The 14792-nt window shown below is 74.7% G+C and carries 16 protein-coding genes; 8 read left to right on the plus strand and 8 right to left on the minus strand.

The annotated features are described in order from the left end of the window. Nucleotides 1-5: 5 nt before the first annotated feature. The 4 genes from IE326_RS22785 to IE326_RS22800 form a co-directional block, all read right to left on the minus strand. Complete coding sequence (locus tag IE326_RS22785) at nucleotides 6-431, minus strand: DUF7144 family membrane protein (RefSeq protein ID WP_150226597.1); 426 nt, start codon at nucleotides 429-431, stop codon at nucleotides 6-8. 108 nt (nucleotides 432-539) lie between these two features. Beyond that, nucleotides 540-1874, minus strand: coding sequence for a cation:proton antiporter domain-containing protein (locus IE326_RS22790; RefSeq protein WP_150226598.1), 1335 nt, complete (start codon nucleotides 1872-1874; stop codon nucleotides 540-542). A gap of 279 nt (nucleotides 1875-2153) precedes the next feature. Continuing rightward, complete coding sequence (locus IE326_RS22795) at nucleotides 2154-2837, minus strand: GNAT family N-acetyltransferase (RefSeq protein WP_150226599.1); 684 nt, start codon at nucleotides 2835-2837, stop codon at nucleotides 2154-2156. A 287-nt stretch (nucleotides 2838-3124) separates the two neighbouring features. Next, the gene (locus tag IE326_RS22800) at nucleotides 3125-3826 is read right to left on the minus strand and encodes a ribonuclease H family protein (RefSeq protein WP_190042818.1); all 702 of its coding nucleotides are present in this window, start codon (nucleotides 3824-3826) and stop codon (nucleotides 3125-3127) included. Nucleotides 3827-4003: 177 nt separating this feature from the next. Between IE326_RS22800 and IE326_RS22805 the strand changes: the two genes are divergently transcribed. From IE326_RS22805 to IE326_RS22815, 3 genes are all read left to right on the plus strand, one after another. Further along, nucleotides 4004-4525, plus strand: a complete 522-nt coding sequence (locus tag IE326_RS22805) for a polyadenylate binding domain-containing protein (protein WP_190042819.1) — start codon at nucleotides 4004-4006, stop codon at nucleotides 4523-4525. Nucleotides 4526-4583: 58 nt separating this feature from the next. Next, entirely contained in the window at nucleotides 4584-4970 is a 387-nt protein-coding gene (locus IE326_RS22810; protein ID WP_190042820.1) for a hypothetical protein, read from the plus strand. A gap of 175 nt (nucleotides 4971-5145) precedes the next feature. After that, entirely contained in the window at nucleotides 5146-6318 is a 1173-nt protein-coding gene (locus IE326_RS22815; protein WP_373310282.1) for a YncE family protein, read from the plus strand. A 31-nt stretch (nucleotides 6319-6349) separates the two neighbouring features. On the opposite strand, the gene IE326_RS22820 is transcribed toward IE326_RS22815, so the two are convergent. Further along, nucleotides 6350-7195 (minus strand): class I SAM-dependent methyltransferase, encoded by an 846-nt coding sequence (locus IE326_RS22820; RefSeq protein ID WP_190042822.1) that lies wholly within the window; start codon nucleotides 7193-7195, stop codon nucleotides 6350-6352. 196 nt (nucleotides 7196-7391) lie between these two features. On the opposite strand from IE326_RS22820, the gene IE326_RS22825 reads away from it, so the two are divergent. Beyond that, nucleotides 7392-7985 carry a TetR/AcrR family transcriptional regulator gene (locus IE326_RS22825; protein WP_190042823.1) on the plus strand — a complete coding sequence of 198 codons (594 nt, stop codon included), beginning with the start codon at nucleotides 7392-7394 and terminating at the stop codon, nucleotides 7983-7985. Here IE326_RS22825 and IE326_RS22830 read toward each other — a convergent pair. Then, entirely contained in the window at nucleotides 7982-8551 is a 570-nt protein-coding gene (locus tag IE326_RS22830; RefSeq protein ID WP_150226604.1) for an NADPH-dependent FMN reductase, read from the minus strand. The genes IE326_RS22825 and IE326_RS22830 overlap by 4 nt on opposite strands. A 121-nt stretch (nucleotides 8552-8672) precedes the next feature. Then, nucleotides 8673-10265, minus strand: coding sequence for an aspartate-alanine antiporter-like transporter (locus IE326_RS22835; RefSeq protein ID WP_308440335.1), 1593 nt, complete (start codon nucleotides 10263-10265; stop codon nucleotides 8673-8675). 51 nt (nucleotides 10266-10316) lie between these two features. Here IE326_RS22835 and IE326_RS22840 point away from each other — a divergent pair, with 51 nt between their 5' ends. After that, entirely contained in the window at nucleotides 10317-11684 is a 1368-nt protein-coding gene (locus IE326_RS22840) for an NAD(P)/FAD-dependent oxidoreductase (protein WP_190042825.1), read from the plus strand. 43 nt (nucleotides 11685-11727) lie between these two features. Here the strand turns inward: IE326_RS22840 and IE326_RS22845 are convergent, their stop codons facing one another. Then, nucleotides 11728-12489 (minus strand): hypothetical protein, encoded by a 762-nt coding sequence (locus IE326_RS22845; protein ID WP_190042826.1) that lies wholly within the window; start codon nucleotides 12487-12489, stop codon nucleotides 11728-11730. A 153-nt stretch (nucleotides 12490-12642) separates the two neighbouring features. Between IE326_RS22845 and IE326_RS22850 the strand changes: the two genes are divergently transcribed. The 3 genes from IE326_RS22850 to IE326_RS22860 all read left to right on the plus strand — a co-directional run bounded on the left by IE326_RS22850 (nucleotide 12643) and on the right by IE326_RS22860 (nucleotide 14780). Further along, a complete protein-coding gene (locus IE326_RS22850) occupies nucleotides 12643-13125 on the plus strand; it encodes a GNAT family N-acetyltransferase (RefSeq protein ID WP_190042827.1) in 483 nt (160 codons plus the stop codon). A gap of 90 nt (nucleotides 13126-13215) precedes the next feature. Further along, the gene (locus tag IE326_RS22855) at nucleotides 13216-14295 is read left to right on the plus strand and encodes an NAD(P)H-dependent amine dehydrogenase family protein (RefSeq protein WP_190042828.1); all 1080 of its coding nucleotides are present in this window, start codon (nucleotides 13216-13218) and stop codon (nucleotides 14293-14295) included. After that, nucleotides 14292-14780 carry a carboxymuconolactone decarboxylase family protein gene (locus IE326_RS22860; protein ID WP_150226609.1) on the plus strand — a complete coding sequence of 163 codons (489 nt, stop codon included), beginning with the start codon at nucleotides 14292-14294 and terminating at the stop codon, nucleotides 14778-14780. Before IE326_RS22855 ends, IE326_RS22860 begins: the two co-directional genes overlap by 4 nt. Nucleotides 14781-14792: the final 12 nt, after the last annotated feature.

Consider the following 14792-nt stretch of genomic DNA (forward strand, 5'->3'; position numbering starts at 1 on the left):
AGGTTCTAGAGCGCCGCGGTGTCGTCGGGCTTGACGACGCAGAGGGCCCAGATGACGAAGCCGGACATGGCGATCATCAGGATCGACCAGGCCGGGTAGTACGGCAGGGACAGGAAGTTGGCGACGATGACGAGGGCGGCGATGGCCACTCCGGCCACGCGGGCCCACATCGACGTCCGGTAGAGGCCGAAGCTGACGAGGACGGCGACGGCCCCGAGGACCAGGTGGATCCATCCCCATCCGGTGAGGTCGAACTGGAAGACGTAGTTGGGCGTCGTGAGGAAGACGTCGTCCTCGGCGATCGCCATGATCCCCCGGAAGATCCCGACGACTCCGGTGATCCCCAGCATGACGGCGGCGAAGACGGTGAGTCCCCCGGCCCACATCTGCTGTGAGCTGCCCGTCCGGTGTGAGGTGTGCGTGGCGGCCATCGTGGTCCTCGCTCTCGTTCCGCGGGTACGGGCCGGTGCCCGGCACCCGAGCTCCCTTCCATGGTCGTCCCGGACGGTGACCGGCGCACCGGCAGGACTCCCCGGCCTTCAGGCGGCGGGGCCGCCGGGATGCCCGAGGCGGCGGCGCTCCCCGCCCGCGGGGACCTCAGCGGCCTCCTTGAGGGTGCCGCGGGAGGCCGCGGCGGCACGGCGGTACCAGGCGCCGTACGCCCCCGCGAGCGCCGGGGCGGTGGCGCCGTGGAGGAGGACGCTGAGGGCCACCGTGACGGCCACGACGCGGCCCAGCAGTTCGGTTCCGGCGACGTGCTCCTCGGCCACCAGGAGGCCCAGGACGACCGAGGCGAGGCCGCGGGGCCCGAACCAGCCGACGTACAGGGCGGTGGGGGCGCGCAGGCCGCTGCCGAGGAGGGAGAGGGCGACGGGGACGAGCCGGACGACGGTCAGGCTGAGCAGGGCGTAGAGGACGATCCGCCAGCTCAGGTGCTGGAGGGCGGGGCCGAGGAGGAGGGCGCCGAAGAGCAGCAGTCCGATCGAGGCGAGGAGGCCGCCGAGGTCTTCGGCGAGGTCGGGGGTGGTGTCCCGCTCCCCGGGGCCGTCCGGTGCGGCGGTTCCGGGCGCGGCCCCGGGGACGTTGCGCAGGGCGTGTCCGAAGGCGAAGCCGGCGACCCAGGCGGCGATGAAGCCGCTGCCGTCGGTGACCACGGCGAGTTCGTAGGAGCCGGCGGCGACGGCGAGGACGTAGACGTGGCGCCATTCGCGGGTGATCCAGCCGCGGGCACGGGCCGCCTGGAGGAGCCGGCCGCAGGCGCCGCCGGCGAGCAGGCCCAGGACGGTGCTGAGCAGCAGGGAGCGCCAGAAGGTGCCGGCCACGCCCTCGGTGGCGTACGAGGTGCCGGGGACGGCGGCGAGGAAGACGAGGAAGAACGGCAGGACCATGCCGTCGTTGAGTCCGCTCTCCACGTTCAGGCCCTGCCGGACCAGGGGCGGGACGCGGCGGTCGGAGATCGCGGTCTTGCCGAGCGCGGCGTCGGTGGGTGCCAGGATCACGCCGACCAGCGCGAGTTCCCAGACGGTGAGGCCGGGGAGCAGGGGCCAGGCCAGCAGCCAGCCGACGGCGATGCTGAGCAGGAGGCCGATCCCGAGCAGACGGCGGGGCAGGAAGCCGCCGACGGTCAGGTCGCGCCGGCGGACGGTCATGGCGTCGGTGAACAGCACCAGCGTCAGGGCCGCTTCCAGGAGGGCGGTGACGGGTCCGGCGTCGTGGGCGTCGACGACGCCGAGGACGGCGGGGCCGAGGAGGACGCCGCAGCCCGTGAAGACGAGCGCGGAGGAGACGGGGGTCGTCGACAGCCGTCGCGAGCCGAGGGCGTAGGCCGCCGTCACGCCCGCCACGGCCAGGACCGTCCACGCGCCGCCGCTCATGGGACCGCCTCCCTCGCCCGCCCCCGTTCCGGTGCCCGTCGCGGGCGGGGCCGGCCGAGGCCGGATCCGGGGGAGAGCCGTGGCCCGGATCCAGGGAGGGCCGGGGCCGGGTTCAGGGGAAAAGGGGGCGGGAAGGACTCACCCGCTTCTCGCGGATCCTGATTGCACGGTGCGCGGGCCTCGCGGACCGCTACTCCGTGTCCTCACGTGGAGTCCTTCCCGTCGCTTCCATGGAACCACCCCGTCGCGCCGCCCGCAGTGCGGGCGGCGCGGGGCGGTTCAGGCCGGGAGGAGGTCCTGGAGGACCCGGGCCCGGCGGGGGGTGCTCAGCCGCAGCTCGATGATGTCCCGGACGGTGGGCCATTCCTCGTCGAGGATCGAGTAGAAGGCCGTGTCCCGGACGGCGCCGTCGAGGCCGCGCGAGTGCGCCCTGCGGATGCCCTCGCAGGTGGCGCCGAGGCGTTCGATGGCGACGCGGGAGCGGGTGTTGCGGGCGTCTGCACGGAGGGTGATCCGGCGGACGCCCCAGGTGTCGAAGGCGTGGCGGAGCATGAGCAGCTTCGCCTCGGTGTTGATGCCGGTGCCCCGGGCGTCGCCGGAGATCCAGGTGTTGCCGATCTCGGCGGCGTCGGGGACCGCGGTGAGCGGATCCCCGTGGGGGCGGCCGGGGGCCGGGGGCCAGACGAGCGGCCCCCGCCAATAGTCGAGTTCGAGGAAGCGGGTGGAGCCGATCACCCGGTCGTCGGCGGTACTGACCAGGGCGAAGGGCAGGCAGCGCCCGGCGGCCTGATCGGCCAGGGCGCGGGCGATGTAGTCGAGCGCGGATTCCAGGCCGTTCGGCACGGGAGTGAAGGCATAGGCCGATCGGTCCGCCTCGCCGGCCCGCGCAAGGGCTTCGGCGTGCCGCATCGCCAGCGGCTCCAGGCGCACGGAACGCCCGGTCAGGAGAACAGGTACTGGCACGGAACCTCGGGTCTTTCACGGGCAGGGGTCACTTCCGCCACGACGCTGTGCGCCGGAAGTGAAGGGGGAATCTCGCCGGGTGCCGATGTCACGTCGAAAGACGTCCGATGAGCAGGCAAAACGGTTCGCCACCAGGTGCGAGGAGGAACAGTATGCAGCCACATCAGCTCTGAGAACAGAACCCTGGGAGAACCCGGATCCACGGGCGGGTGAAGCCTGCCGGAGGGGCCCGTACGGCGGTCTCAGGGGGCGGACAGGCGCGCCCGCCCCTCGGACGGCCTCAGGACTCAGACGCAGGTGGGGTGCCCCCAGCCCTCCGGGTTCTTCGCGATGGTCTCCCCCTTGTCATAGGCACGCCCACACCGGCAGCGGCCCGGAAACTTGGCCTTCAGCGTGCCGCCGGACGGGCGACTCCGGCGGGCCCCGGAGGAGGCGGATCCGCCCGGCGCGGAGGAGCGCGCCCGGGGCGCGCGGGGGGCGGAGGCGCGGGCGGCTGCGGGCTCGGGATCGGGCAGGGCGGAACCGGCGTCCGAGCCCAGCGGCTCCTGGGTGCGGGCGCTGTGGCTGGCGGCCCGGTCGGCGGCGTCGTTGAGGGGGTCGCCGTCCGCGCGGTGGGCGGGGGTGTAGACGAAGTCGACGTCCCGCCCGGTGAGCAGGGCGTCGATCCGCACCACCAGGTCCTTGTTGGCGACCGGGGTCCCGGCGGCGGTCTTCCAGCCCTTGCGGCGCCAGCCGGGGAGCCAGGTCGTGACGGCCTTCATGGCGTACTGCGAGTCCATCCGGATCTCCGCGGGCGCGGCGGGATCCAGTGTCTCCAGGAGCCGTTCGAGGGCAGTGAGTTCGGCCACGTTGTTGGTCGCGCGGCCGAGCGGGCCGGCCTCCCAGCGCTCGACCGTGCCGTCCGCCCGGCCGATGACCCACGCCCAGGCGGCGGGGCCGGGATTTCCCTTGGACGCGCCGTCGCACGCCGCGATGATCTTCTCCAGCATCCTTCGATCCTGACACGGACGGGGGTGTGCTCCGGGCCGTCGCGGGGGCGCTTCGGGGGTCCCCCGGCCGGGTGGGGGCGGGCTCCCCGCGCCACGGGGTGTCGGTGCTTCCCCGTAGACTCGCCGTCTGCCCGCCGGTGGCGGCACCGACCCAGCTGACAGGAAGCGACGGACTCCATGAACCACGCGGACGGCACCGCACCGATCTACGCCCAGCTCATACGAGAGCGGGGGGACGTGCCCGGTGACGTGCGGCAGGCGGCGGAGGAAGTGCTGCGGGACCTGAGCCGGTACATCAAGCTTCCCGCGCCCGCGCCGCAGCAGCCGATGGGCATGCAGGCGATGCAGGGGATGCCGGGACAGCCGCCCATGGGACAGCAGCCGATGGGACAGCCGGGGATGCCCGGTCAGCCCGGGATGCAGGGTCAGCCGGGGATGCAGGGTCAGCCGGGGATGCAGGGCCAGCCGGGGATGCCCGGTCAGGGCCAGGGCCAGCCGCCGATGGGCCGCCCGGGGATGCCGCCGCAGGGCCTGCCGGCCGTTCCCGGCCAGCCGGCGCCGGGCCAGCCCGGGATGGCGGGCCCCGCGGGGCTGCCGGGCCCCGCGGGCATGCAGCTCCCCGGCCCGGTCCCCGGCCAGGGCGGCCCGTCCGGCCACGCCGGCATCGTCGCGATGCGCTCGCTCCCGCAGGGCGGCTGACCCAGGTCCCGCCGCACGGGCCCGTACCGGGAGGAGGAGGAGCAGGAGCCCTCTCCTCGTGGACGACGGGTACGCGTACCGCCCGGTGTACGTCGACGTCGCCGCCCCGGAGACCGCCGCCGACCGGCTCCGGTGGGTCCCGGGCGTCGAAGCCGTCGCCGGGGAGCCGCACGAGCTGCGCCTCGGGCCGCTCCTGGTGGACGCCTCGTACGACGACTGCGTGACCGGCGAACGGGCCCATCCCCATGACTTCCTCCAGTGGCCGACCGTCCTGGAGTGCGAAGCCGTCCCCGGTGCCGCGCCCGCCGAGGTGACCGGGGCGGTGGCCGGACTGCTGCGAACCCCGTGGGACATCGGCTTCAAGGCCCTCGCCGCGTGCGACTTCGAGGACGAGCTGCCCGAGAACGGCGGCTCCGCCCGGTACCCCTCCCCGACCGCCCGCTGACGTACCCGGGGTCATCCGATCGGCCGACCCCCGGGTCCACCGGAGGGGCCGGGGGCCGTGGACGGGCGGGCGACGGGTCCGGGCGCCCGGCGGGCGGAGGATCGGGACACGGGAGGGGCCGGGTCCGCGCGGCGTCCTCCTCCTGTCCCGCACCGAGGAGCCCGAGATGACGAAGATCCGCCGCCCGTCCCGTACCGCTCGCGTCCTGCTGCCCGCGGCGGTCGCCGGGGTCCTGCTCTCGGGATGCGCCCAGGCGGATCCGGCTCCCGCCGCCGCGCCGGCGGGCACCGCCACCGCCACCACCGGGGCGCCGTCGCCCTCGGCCCCCACCGTCACCGTGACCCCGCCGCCCTCCACCGGACCGGCCGCGGCACCGAAGGCCGGGACGCTGCTCGTCAGCGACTTCGGGTCGGACACCGTGACCTTCGTCGACCCCGCGCGCGGGGCCACCGGCTCGGTGGAGGTGGGGACCGCGCCGTACGGCCTCGCCCTCGGGAAGGACGGCCGGGCCTGGGTCGCGACCGCCGAGGGCGTCGCCGTCGTCGACACCGCCGCCCGGCAGCGCCTGGCCCTGGTCCCGTACCGGACCGACACCGGCCCGGTGACCACCGGCGAGTACCGGGGCGGCGGGATGGGCATCGCGCTCTCCCCGGACGGGAAGCGGGTCTACGTGGGGGTGAACGTGCCCGGCGGGAACGGCACCCTGGAGGTGGTCGACACCGCCTCCGCGAAGGTCGTGGACGTGGTGGACGTGGGCCGCCGGCCGTTCGACGTGGACGTCAGCCGGGACGGTTCCGCCGTGTACGCCACGAACCACGACTCCTTCGACGTGACCGTCGTCGACGCGGACTCGCTGGCCGCCCGGCGCGTCGAGGTCGCCCCGTACGGCACCGAGGGCGGCCTCGGCTCCTGGCTGAAGCCGCACTACACCGCCGTGCGCCCCTCCGACGGCAGGCTCCTGATGCCCTTCGAGGGCGAGCGGCTCGCGGTCGTCGACCCGGCCACCGGCCGGGTCGAGATCGAGGAGATGACCGCGAACACCCACCAGCACGGGGCGGCCGTGACGGCCGACGGCACGCTGTTCGCCGTCGGCACCGGCCCCATCGACCCGAGCGCGGACCGGGGCCCCTCGCTGACCGTCCGCTCCCCCGAGGGCGTCGAGCGGGTCTATCCGCTCGACGGCCCCCACGAGGACGTCGCCGTGTCCGAGGACGGCCGCACCGCGTACGTGACCGGCGGCTTCACCCGGGACGGGTACTGGGACGGCATCAGCGTCGTCGACCTCGCCTCGGGCGGGGTGAAGCGCCTCCCGGCGGGCTCGCGACCGCTCGGCGTGGTCGTCCTCTAGTTCCGGGGTCCACGACGCGCGGCCGCGGTCCTCAGGGCCGGGCCGCCGTCACCAGCCAGGCCGTGCTGAGGAGGCGGACCGCGCCGCCGGGGGTCTCGTGGGGGCGGAGGCGGTCGGTGAGGGCGGTGCGGGCGCGGGTGCGGGTGGGGGCGTCGGAGCGGTCCATGAGGTGGCGGCCGGGGCCGGTGGCCAGGAGGAAGTCCGCGGCGTCGGCGGCGCCTCGGCCCCAGGTGCCGTACGCGCGGGTCTCCTCGACGGACACGGCGGTGAAGCCGGCGGCGGTGAGGACCGCGCGGACGCGGCCGGGGTCGGAGAGGGAGAACATGCCGGGACGGTCGGGGAGTCCGAAGTCGCCGACCGGGAGGATGCCGCGCAGCGAGGTCATGGCGGTCACCCAGTCGTTGAGCGCCGGGTCGGACGGGCAGACGAGGGCGAGGCGGCCGCCGGGGCGCAGGGCGCGGCCGATGTTGCCGAAGGCCGCCACGGGGTCGGCGAAGAACATGGCGCCGTAGCGGCTGATCGCGGCGTCGTGGGCGCCCGGGTCGAAGGGGTGGGTCTGGGCGTCGCCGCGGACGAAGGAGATGTTGCCGACGCCGTCGCGGGCGGCCAGGGCGCGGGCCTCGGCGAGCATCGGGGCGGAGAGGTCGACGCCGAGGGCGTGGCCGTGCGGGGCGCGGAGGGCGGCGAGGCGGGTGGTCCGCCCGGCGCCGCAGCCGACGTCGAGGACGCGGTGGTCCGGGGCGATGCCGACGGCGTCGAGCAGGGGTGCGTTGAAGCCGTCGTTGACGGCGTTCCAGCGGTCCTGCGTGCGGGCCCAGTGGACGCCCTCGGGGCCGTTCCACGCCTGGTCCTGTGCGGGGTCGACGGCGGACGCCATGGTTGCCTCCCGGGGCGGCGAAGGGAATGGGCAGCTGCCCATTCTTGCGCGGCCCAGAGTATGGGCGTGTGCCCATTTCGGCAATGCCGTCTACCATCCAGGCAGTCGGGAGTCATCGGCCGGCGCCCGATGGTCGGCGGCCGGCAGTGGCCGGTGGTCGGACCCCGGCGGAGGACCAGGAGAGGACGGCGGGCCCATGTCACCGCGCGGAGTGGCGACGCCGGACGTGCGCGAGCGGCTGTTCGCGGCGGCCGAGCGGGTCGTGGAGAGGGACGGGCCGGGGGCGCTCACCAGCCGGGCCGTGACCACCGAGGCGGGCTGCGCCAAGGGGCTGCTGCACGCGCACTTCGCCGGCTTCGACGAGTTCGTGGCCGAGCTGTGCCTCGACCGCTTCGCCCGGACCGCCGGGAAGGCGCGGGCGCTCGCGGGGCTCGCCGGGCGGGGGACGGTCGCCGGGAACCTCGACGCGGTCGTCTCGGCCCTCTTCGACTCCGGCGGCCCCGCGGTCTCCGGCCTCGTCATGGCCCGGCCCCCCGCCGCGCTCCGGGTCCGCGAGGCCCTGGAGGGCGGCGCGCCGGGGTTCGCGGCGATCGAGGAGGCCGTCGCCGGCTATCTGGCGGCCGAGCGGGACCTGGGCCGGGTGCCCGCCGGCCTGGACCCGGCCGCCGCGGCCCTCGCCCTCGTCGGGGCGAGCCACCACCTGCTGATGACCTCCTGGCCGGGCTCCCCCGACCCGCGCCCGGCGGTACGCCGCCTGGTGACCGCGCTGGTCGGGGCGGAGGCGCCCTAGCTCCGGGGCAGGACCGTCAGGACCCGCTCGATGAAGGTCTTGAAGTCCTCCATGAAGTCCGACAGGAACTGCTGGGTGGTCGGGTCGGTGACCTCCCCGTCGTCGGAGAAGAGGCCCGGGGTGAACTGGATGTACGCCTCCGGGGCGTTCATCTGCGGCGAGTTGCAGAAGCTGAGCACCGAACGGAGGCTCTGCTGGGCGACGGCGGTGCCGATCTTGCCCGGGGAGGCTCCGATGACCGCGGACGGCTTGTGGGTGAAGGAGTTGGTGCCCCACGGACGGCTGGCCCAGTCGATGGCGTTCTTGAGGCCGCCGGGGATGGACCGGTTGTACTCCGGGGTCACGAAGAGGACGGCGTCCACCGAGGCGATGGCCTCCTTGAGGGCCCTGCCCTCCGGCGGGTAGTCGGCGTCGAAGTCGTGGTTGTACAGCGGGAGGTCCTTGATGGGGATCTCCCGGAACTCCAGCCCCGGCGGGGCGACCCGGATCAGGGCCTGGGAGAGGATCCGGTTGATGGACTTCGTCGACAGGCTGCCGACGAAGTAGCCGACCTGGTACGTGCTCATGGTGCCGTTCCGCCTTCCGTGCGGGGTCCTCGGGCACCGTAACCCGCACGCGGCGGGGCCGCCCGCCGGAGACCGACGGGCGACTCGGGACCGGCGACAGGCCGACAGGCCGACGGCCGCCTCACAGACCGACGATCAGCTGGATGCAGACGATCTTCACCAGGATCGCGAGGGCGAAGAGGGTGGCGTAGCCGGTGTTCACCCGGCTGTCGGAGACCCGGCTGTTGGCGTACGCGGTGATGGCCGGGTTCCCGACGTACCCGGCGAGCAGGCCCATGGTGCGGGGGCGGCTCTGGCCGAGGAGGCGGCAGACCAGGACCATCAGGGCGTAGCTGAGGACCGCGCCGAGGAGCAGGACCAGGAGCAGTTTCAGGCCGAAGAGGGAGAAGGCGTCGCGGCGGAAGGCGTAGCCGGAGGTGAGGCCGACGCAGGCGAGGAAGACCAGCAGGCCGATCTGGCGCAGGGTCAGGTTGGCGCGGGTGGGCAGGACCCAGACGAGGGGGCCGGTGCGGCGGAGCCGGCCGAGGACCATCGCCATGACGAGGGGTCCGGCGGCGGTGCCGAGGGAGAGGACCGTGGAGCCGATCGTCAGCTTGGGGATGCCGATGAGGAAGCCCGCGGCGAGGCCGAGGCCCATGCTGACGGCGCTGACCTCGCTGACCTTGGCCTCGGTGTCGCCGAGGTGGGCGGTGACCTCGGCGGTGCGCTCGCGGGGCATGGCGACGCGGACCCGGTCGTCGAGCTGGAGCAGCAGGTCGTCGTGGGCGAGGAGGTCCTGGTCGCCGCGGCGGACCCGGGTGGCGCGGGCGCCGAAGCGTTCGCCGAGGCCGAGTTCGGCGACCGTTCGGGCGGCGAGGTCGGGGTTGGTGAGGAGGATGCGGCGGTAGTCGACGACGTCCCGGTGGTCGAGGAGGTGTTCGGGGGCCTCGGTGCCGAGGGCGGCGACGCCGGCGGCGACCGCCTCGGGGCCGCCGACGAGGACGAGCGCGTCGCCGGGGGCGAGCGGGCCGGGGTCGCCGTCGACGACGATGTGGATCGTCCCGCCCGCCGGGCGGTGGGCGCTGGCGAGGAGTTCGCCGGAGGCGACGCCGGGGACGTCGGCCCAGCGCGCGGGGCGGGTGACGTCGACGGTCAGGCTGACGAGCCGGTCGGGGAGGCCGGTGCCGGGGTCGCGGCGGCCGGGCCAGTTCCGCACGGCCGCGATGCCGGCGACGAAGAGGATGGTGAGGACGACGGCGAGGGGGTAGCCGATCGCGTAGCCGGTGGCGGCCTGGGTGGGGTCGTCGGAGGCGGCCTGGGCGGCGGCGAGACCGGGGGTGGTGGTGCCGATGCCCGCGTAGCCACCCGCGAGGAAGGGACCGTCGATGCCGAAGACCCCGCTGCCGATCAGGCCCACGGCGAGCGCGGTGAGGACCAGCGCGACGACCGCGCCGACCATCACGGCGAGCTGGGGCCGCAGCTCGCGGAAGAAGGCCGGTCCGGCCTCCAGGCCCACCGTGTACACGTACAGGGCCAGGCCGAGGACGGAGAGTCCGGCGGGGACGGCCTTGCCGACGTCCGGGTCCAGGGCCCCGACCAGGAGTCCGACGAAGAGCACGCCGGCCGCGCCGAGCTTCACGGGCCCGAAGCGGACCATGCCGAAGAGCGATCCTGATGCAATGACGATAAAAAGGGTAAACCACGGATAGTCAGCGAAAAATTGCCACATGTGCATATGCAGTCATAGAAGACCGCACTTTGCACGCTCATACGGAAGGCGGCAAGCGTGACGCGACCGAGGATCCTCGTGGTGGGCGCCGGGTTCGCCGGAGTGGGCTGTGTGAAGCGGCTCGAACGGCGGCTCACGGAGCGGGAGGCGCAGATCACGCTGCTCTCCCCCTTCTCGTACCAGCTCTACCTGCCGCTGCTGCCCCAGGTGGCGGCGGGCGTCCTGACCCCGCAGTCGGTGGCGCTGTCGCTGCGGCGCAGCCAGAAGCACCGGACGCGGATCGTGCCGGGCGGCGCGGTGGGCGTGGACACGGCGGCGAAGGCCGTGGTGGTCCGGACGATCTCCGGGGAGTACGACGTGGAGCCGTACGACCATCTGGTCCTGGCTCCCGGCAGCGTGACCCGGACCTTCGACATCCCGGGGCTCGCCGACCACGCGCGGGGCATGAAGACCCTGGCGGAGGCCGTCTACGTCCGGGACCACGTGATCGCCCAGCTGGACCTGGCGGACGCGAGCGACGACGACGCCGAACGGGCGGCGCGGCTCCAGTTCGTGGTGGTCGGCGGCGGCTACGCGGGCACCGAGACGGCGGCCTGCCTCCAGCTGCTCACCCACAACGCGGTCAAGCGCTATCCGCGCCTGGACCCGGCCCTGATCAAGTGGCACCTGGTGGACATCGCGCCGAAGCTCATGCCGGAGCTGGGCGACAAGCTGGGCAAGGCGGCGATGGACGTCCTCACCCGGCGGGGCATCCAGGTCTCGCTGGGGGTGTCGGTGGCCTCGGTGGACGACGAGACGGTCACCCTGACGGACGGCCGGGTGCTGCCCTGCCGCACGCTGATCTGGACGGCCGGCGTGGCGGCGAGCCCGCTGGTCGGGACGGTCGGCACGGAGACCCTGCGCGGCCGGCTGGTGGTGACGCCGGAGATGGCCGTGCCCGGGTCGGATGGGGTGTGGGCGCTGGGCGACGCGGCGGCGGTGCCGGACCTCGCCAAGGACGAGGCGGGCTCGATCTGCCCGCCGACGGCCCAGCACGCGATGCGGCAGGGCAAGGCGCTCGCCGACAACCTGGTGGCGACGCTGCGCGGGGAGCCCACGCACCCTTACCGGCACAAGGACCTGGGGCTCGTGGTGGACCTCGGCGGCATGGACGGGGTGTCGAAGCCGCTGGGCGTGGAGCTGCACGGGCCCGCGGCGCAGGCGGTGGCCCGGGGCTACCACTGGGCGGCGCTGCGGACCAACGTGGCGAAGACCCGGGTGATGACGAACTGGCTGCTGAACGCGGTGGCCGGGGACGACTACGTGCGGACCGGGTTCCTCGCCTCGAAGGCGGGGACGCTGCGGGACTTCGAGTACACGGACGCCTATCTGACGCCGGAGCAGACCCGGCTGCACACCGGGGCGTTCCGGGGAGCGGTCGGCTGAGCCGCTCCCCCGCGCCGGCGGCCGGCCCCCGGACTCCCCCCGCTCAGCGGGCGAGTCCGGGGGCCGGTCCCATGACGATCACGGGTTCGGCGGCCGGGTCGAGGGCGAGGAGCAGGGAGCGCAGGTCGTCGCGGCCGAGGGAGACGCACGCCTGGGTGGGGCCGCCGTGGTCGACGTGGATCCAGACGCCGCCGCCGCGCTCCTGGCCGAGCGGGCGCTCCTTGTCGAGCGGGGTGCGGCCGGGGACGCGGTTGTAGTCGATGGCGATGACGTGGTCGAAGGAGCCTTCGAGGGGTTCGCCGAGGAAGCCGGTGCCGCTGATGGCGAACTCGGGGTCCTCGTCGTAGGGGACGCGGGCGCCGGGGTCCGGGAGCCGGCCGCCCGCGTCACCGATGCGGTAGACGCCGGTGGGGCTGCGGAGGTCGCCGGCCCGGTGGTCGTCGGTCCAGCCCCGCAGGGCGTTGTGGGCGGGCCAGGGGCCGCCGGCCTCGTACCAGCGGCCGCCGGGGGCGCGCTGGTGGAGGACGGCGGTGGCGGTGTTGCTGTCGGCGGTGGCGCCGGAGACGACGAGGACCTGGGTGGTGCCGTCGGGGACGCGGGCCTGGGTGCGGGGGCCGAGGCCGGGGACGCGGACGGGGGCGGCGGGGCGGGCGTCGGTGGGGGCGGGCGCCGCGCTCCTCGCGGGCGGGGTCGGGGCCGGCGGGGCGGCGGGGTCGGGGCGGGCGCAGCCGGTGAGCAGCAGGGCCGCGCACAGGGTGCCGGCGCCGAGGAGCGCGGGGGCGCCCTTGCGGACGAAGGCGGGCATGGGAAGGCATCCTCCTGGCCGGGGGCAGTGGAGCGATCCGTACCCGCTGGGCGGGCGGTGGCCCGGGGAACGGCGGCGGCCCACCCGTACGGGGGAGCGGACGGGGCGGGAAAGCGCTTGACCGGCGGACGGGGGGTGGGATGGGGTGGCCGGATGAGCGGTCTCGAGGGTGTCGGGACGAGCGGTCCCGGGGGTGCCGGGGAGCTGCGGGTGGTGCCGGCGGCGGGTGCGCGGGAGCGGGCCGACTGGCGGGCGGTGCACAACGCGATCGTCCCGACGGCGGTGCTGTCGGAGGACGAGGTGCGGGAGCGGGCCGGGCGCAACCGGCTGGAGGTGGCGTACCTGGACGGGGTGGCGGTGGGCTGTTCGACGGTGCGGCCGCCGGACGGGGAGACGCCGGCGGCGACGGTGATCGCGCGGATCCTGCCGGGGCACCGGCGGCGGGGGTTCGGGACGGTGCTGTACGAGCGGGGGCTCGCGCACGCGCGGACGCTGGGCGGCGCCGGGGTGGAGACGGTGGTCCTCGCCTCGAACGAGGAGGGGCTGCGGTTCGCGCGGGCACGGGGCTTCACGGAGGTGGAGCGGTACGTGCTGCCGGGCGACACGATCCCCTTCGTGACCCTGAGGCTGGGCTGATATCCCGTACCGCACGGCCTATCTGACGCTACGTCAGATCGTTTCGTCGCGGGTCTGGGAACCTCCGGTCCCCGGCGCTACCCTCCGCGCATGATACGGACGGTGGTGTGGGGAACCGGAAATGTCGGGCGGGCGGCCATCCGGGCCGTGGCCGCCCACCCCGGGCTCGAACTGGCGGCGGTCCTCGTCTCCGACCCGGCGAAGGTGGGCCGGGACGCGGGAGCGCTCGCGGGGCTCGGGCACGACCTGGGCGTGACCGCGACCGACGACGTCGGGGCGGTCCTCGGGGCGCGGCCGCGGGCCGTGGTGTACGCGGCCTCCGGGGACGTGCGGCCCGACGGGGCCCTGGAGGACGTGGTGCGGGCGGTCGCGGCGGGGGCGGTGGTGGTGACGCCGTCGCTGTACCCGCTGTACGACCCGCGGAACGCTCCGCCGGAGTTCCGCGATCCGGTGCTCGCGGCGGTGGCCGGGGGCGGCGGGTCGCTCTTCGCGTCCGGGGTGGACCCGGGCTGGGGCAACGACGTGCTGCCGCTGCTGGTCAGCGGCCTGGGCACGACCGTGGACGCGATCCGCTGCCAGGAGATCTTCGACTACTCGACGTACGAGCAGGAGTTCTCCGTGCGCGAGCTGATCGGGATGGGCAAGCCGCTCTCCTACGAGCCGCCGATGCTCTTCCCCTCCGTCCCGACGATGGTGTGGGGCGGGCAGATCCGGCTGATGGCGCGGGCGCTCGGCGCCGAGGTGGAGGAGATCCGCGAGACGGTGGAGCGGCTGACCCTCGCGTCGACCGTGAAGACGCGGACCATGGGCGTCTTCGAGGCGGGCACGCAGGGCGCGGTCCGCTTCGAGGTGCAGGGGATCGTCGGCGGCGAGCCGCGGATCGTGATCGAGCACGTGACCCGGATCCATCCGTCCTGCGCGCCGGACTGGCCGGTGCCGCCGGACGGCGCCGGGGCGCACCGGGTGATCGTCGAGGGCCGGCCGCGCATCGAGGTGACGGTGGCGGCCACCGACGAGGACGAGAACCGGGCGGCCGGCGGGAACGCGACGGCGGTCGGGCGGCTGGTCGGGGCGATCGACTGGCTGGTCGCGGCGGAGCCGGGGCTCTACGACGCGCTGGACGTGCCGATACGGCCGGCGGTGGGGAAGCTGGGAAGGAGCACGGGGTGATCATCGACATTCCCGAGGGGCAGGAGCCGATCGGGTACGTGTGGGGCGACATGGTCCCGGAGATCGGGACGGCGGCGGCGAACTTCTCGCTGTCGGTGTACGCCCACACGACCCTGGGGCTGCGCGAGTTCGAGGCGGCGCGGCTGCGGATCGCGCAGATCAACGGCTGCGGCTTCTGTCTGGACTGGCGCACGGACCGGGACGGGGTGAAGGTCGAGGAGGGCTTCGACGAGGTGGTCGCGGCCTGGCGGACCACGGAGGTGTCGGACTCCTTCGACGCGCGGACGCGGCTGGCGGCGGAGTACGCGGAGCGGTACGCGCTCGACCACCACGGCCTGGACGAGGAGTTCTGGACGCGGATGACCGCGCACTACAGCCAGGCGGAGATCGTGGAGCTGACGATGAGCCTGGGGTCGTGGCTGGCCTTCGGGCGGCTGAACCGGGTGCTGGGGCTCGACGAGGTGTGCGTGCTGCCGACGGGGTGAACTCCGGGAGCG

The sequence above is a fragment of the Streptomyces filamentosus genome, assembly GCF_014654895.1.
Lineage (GTDB): Bacteria > Actinomycetota > Actinomycetes > Streptomycetales > Streptomycetaceae > Streptomyces > Streptomyces filamentosus.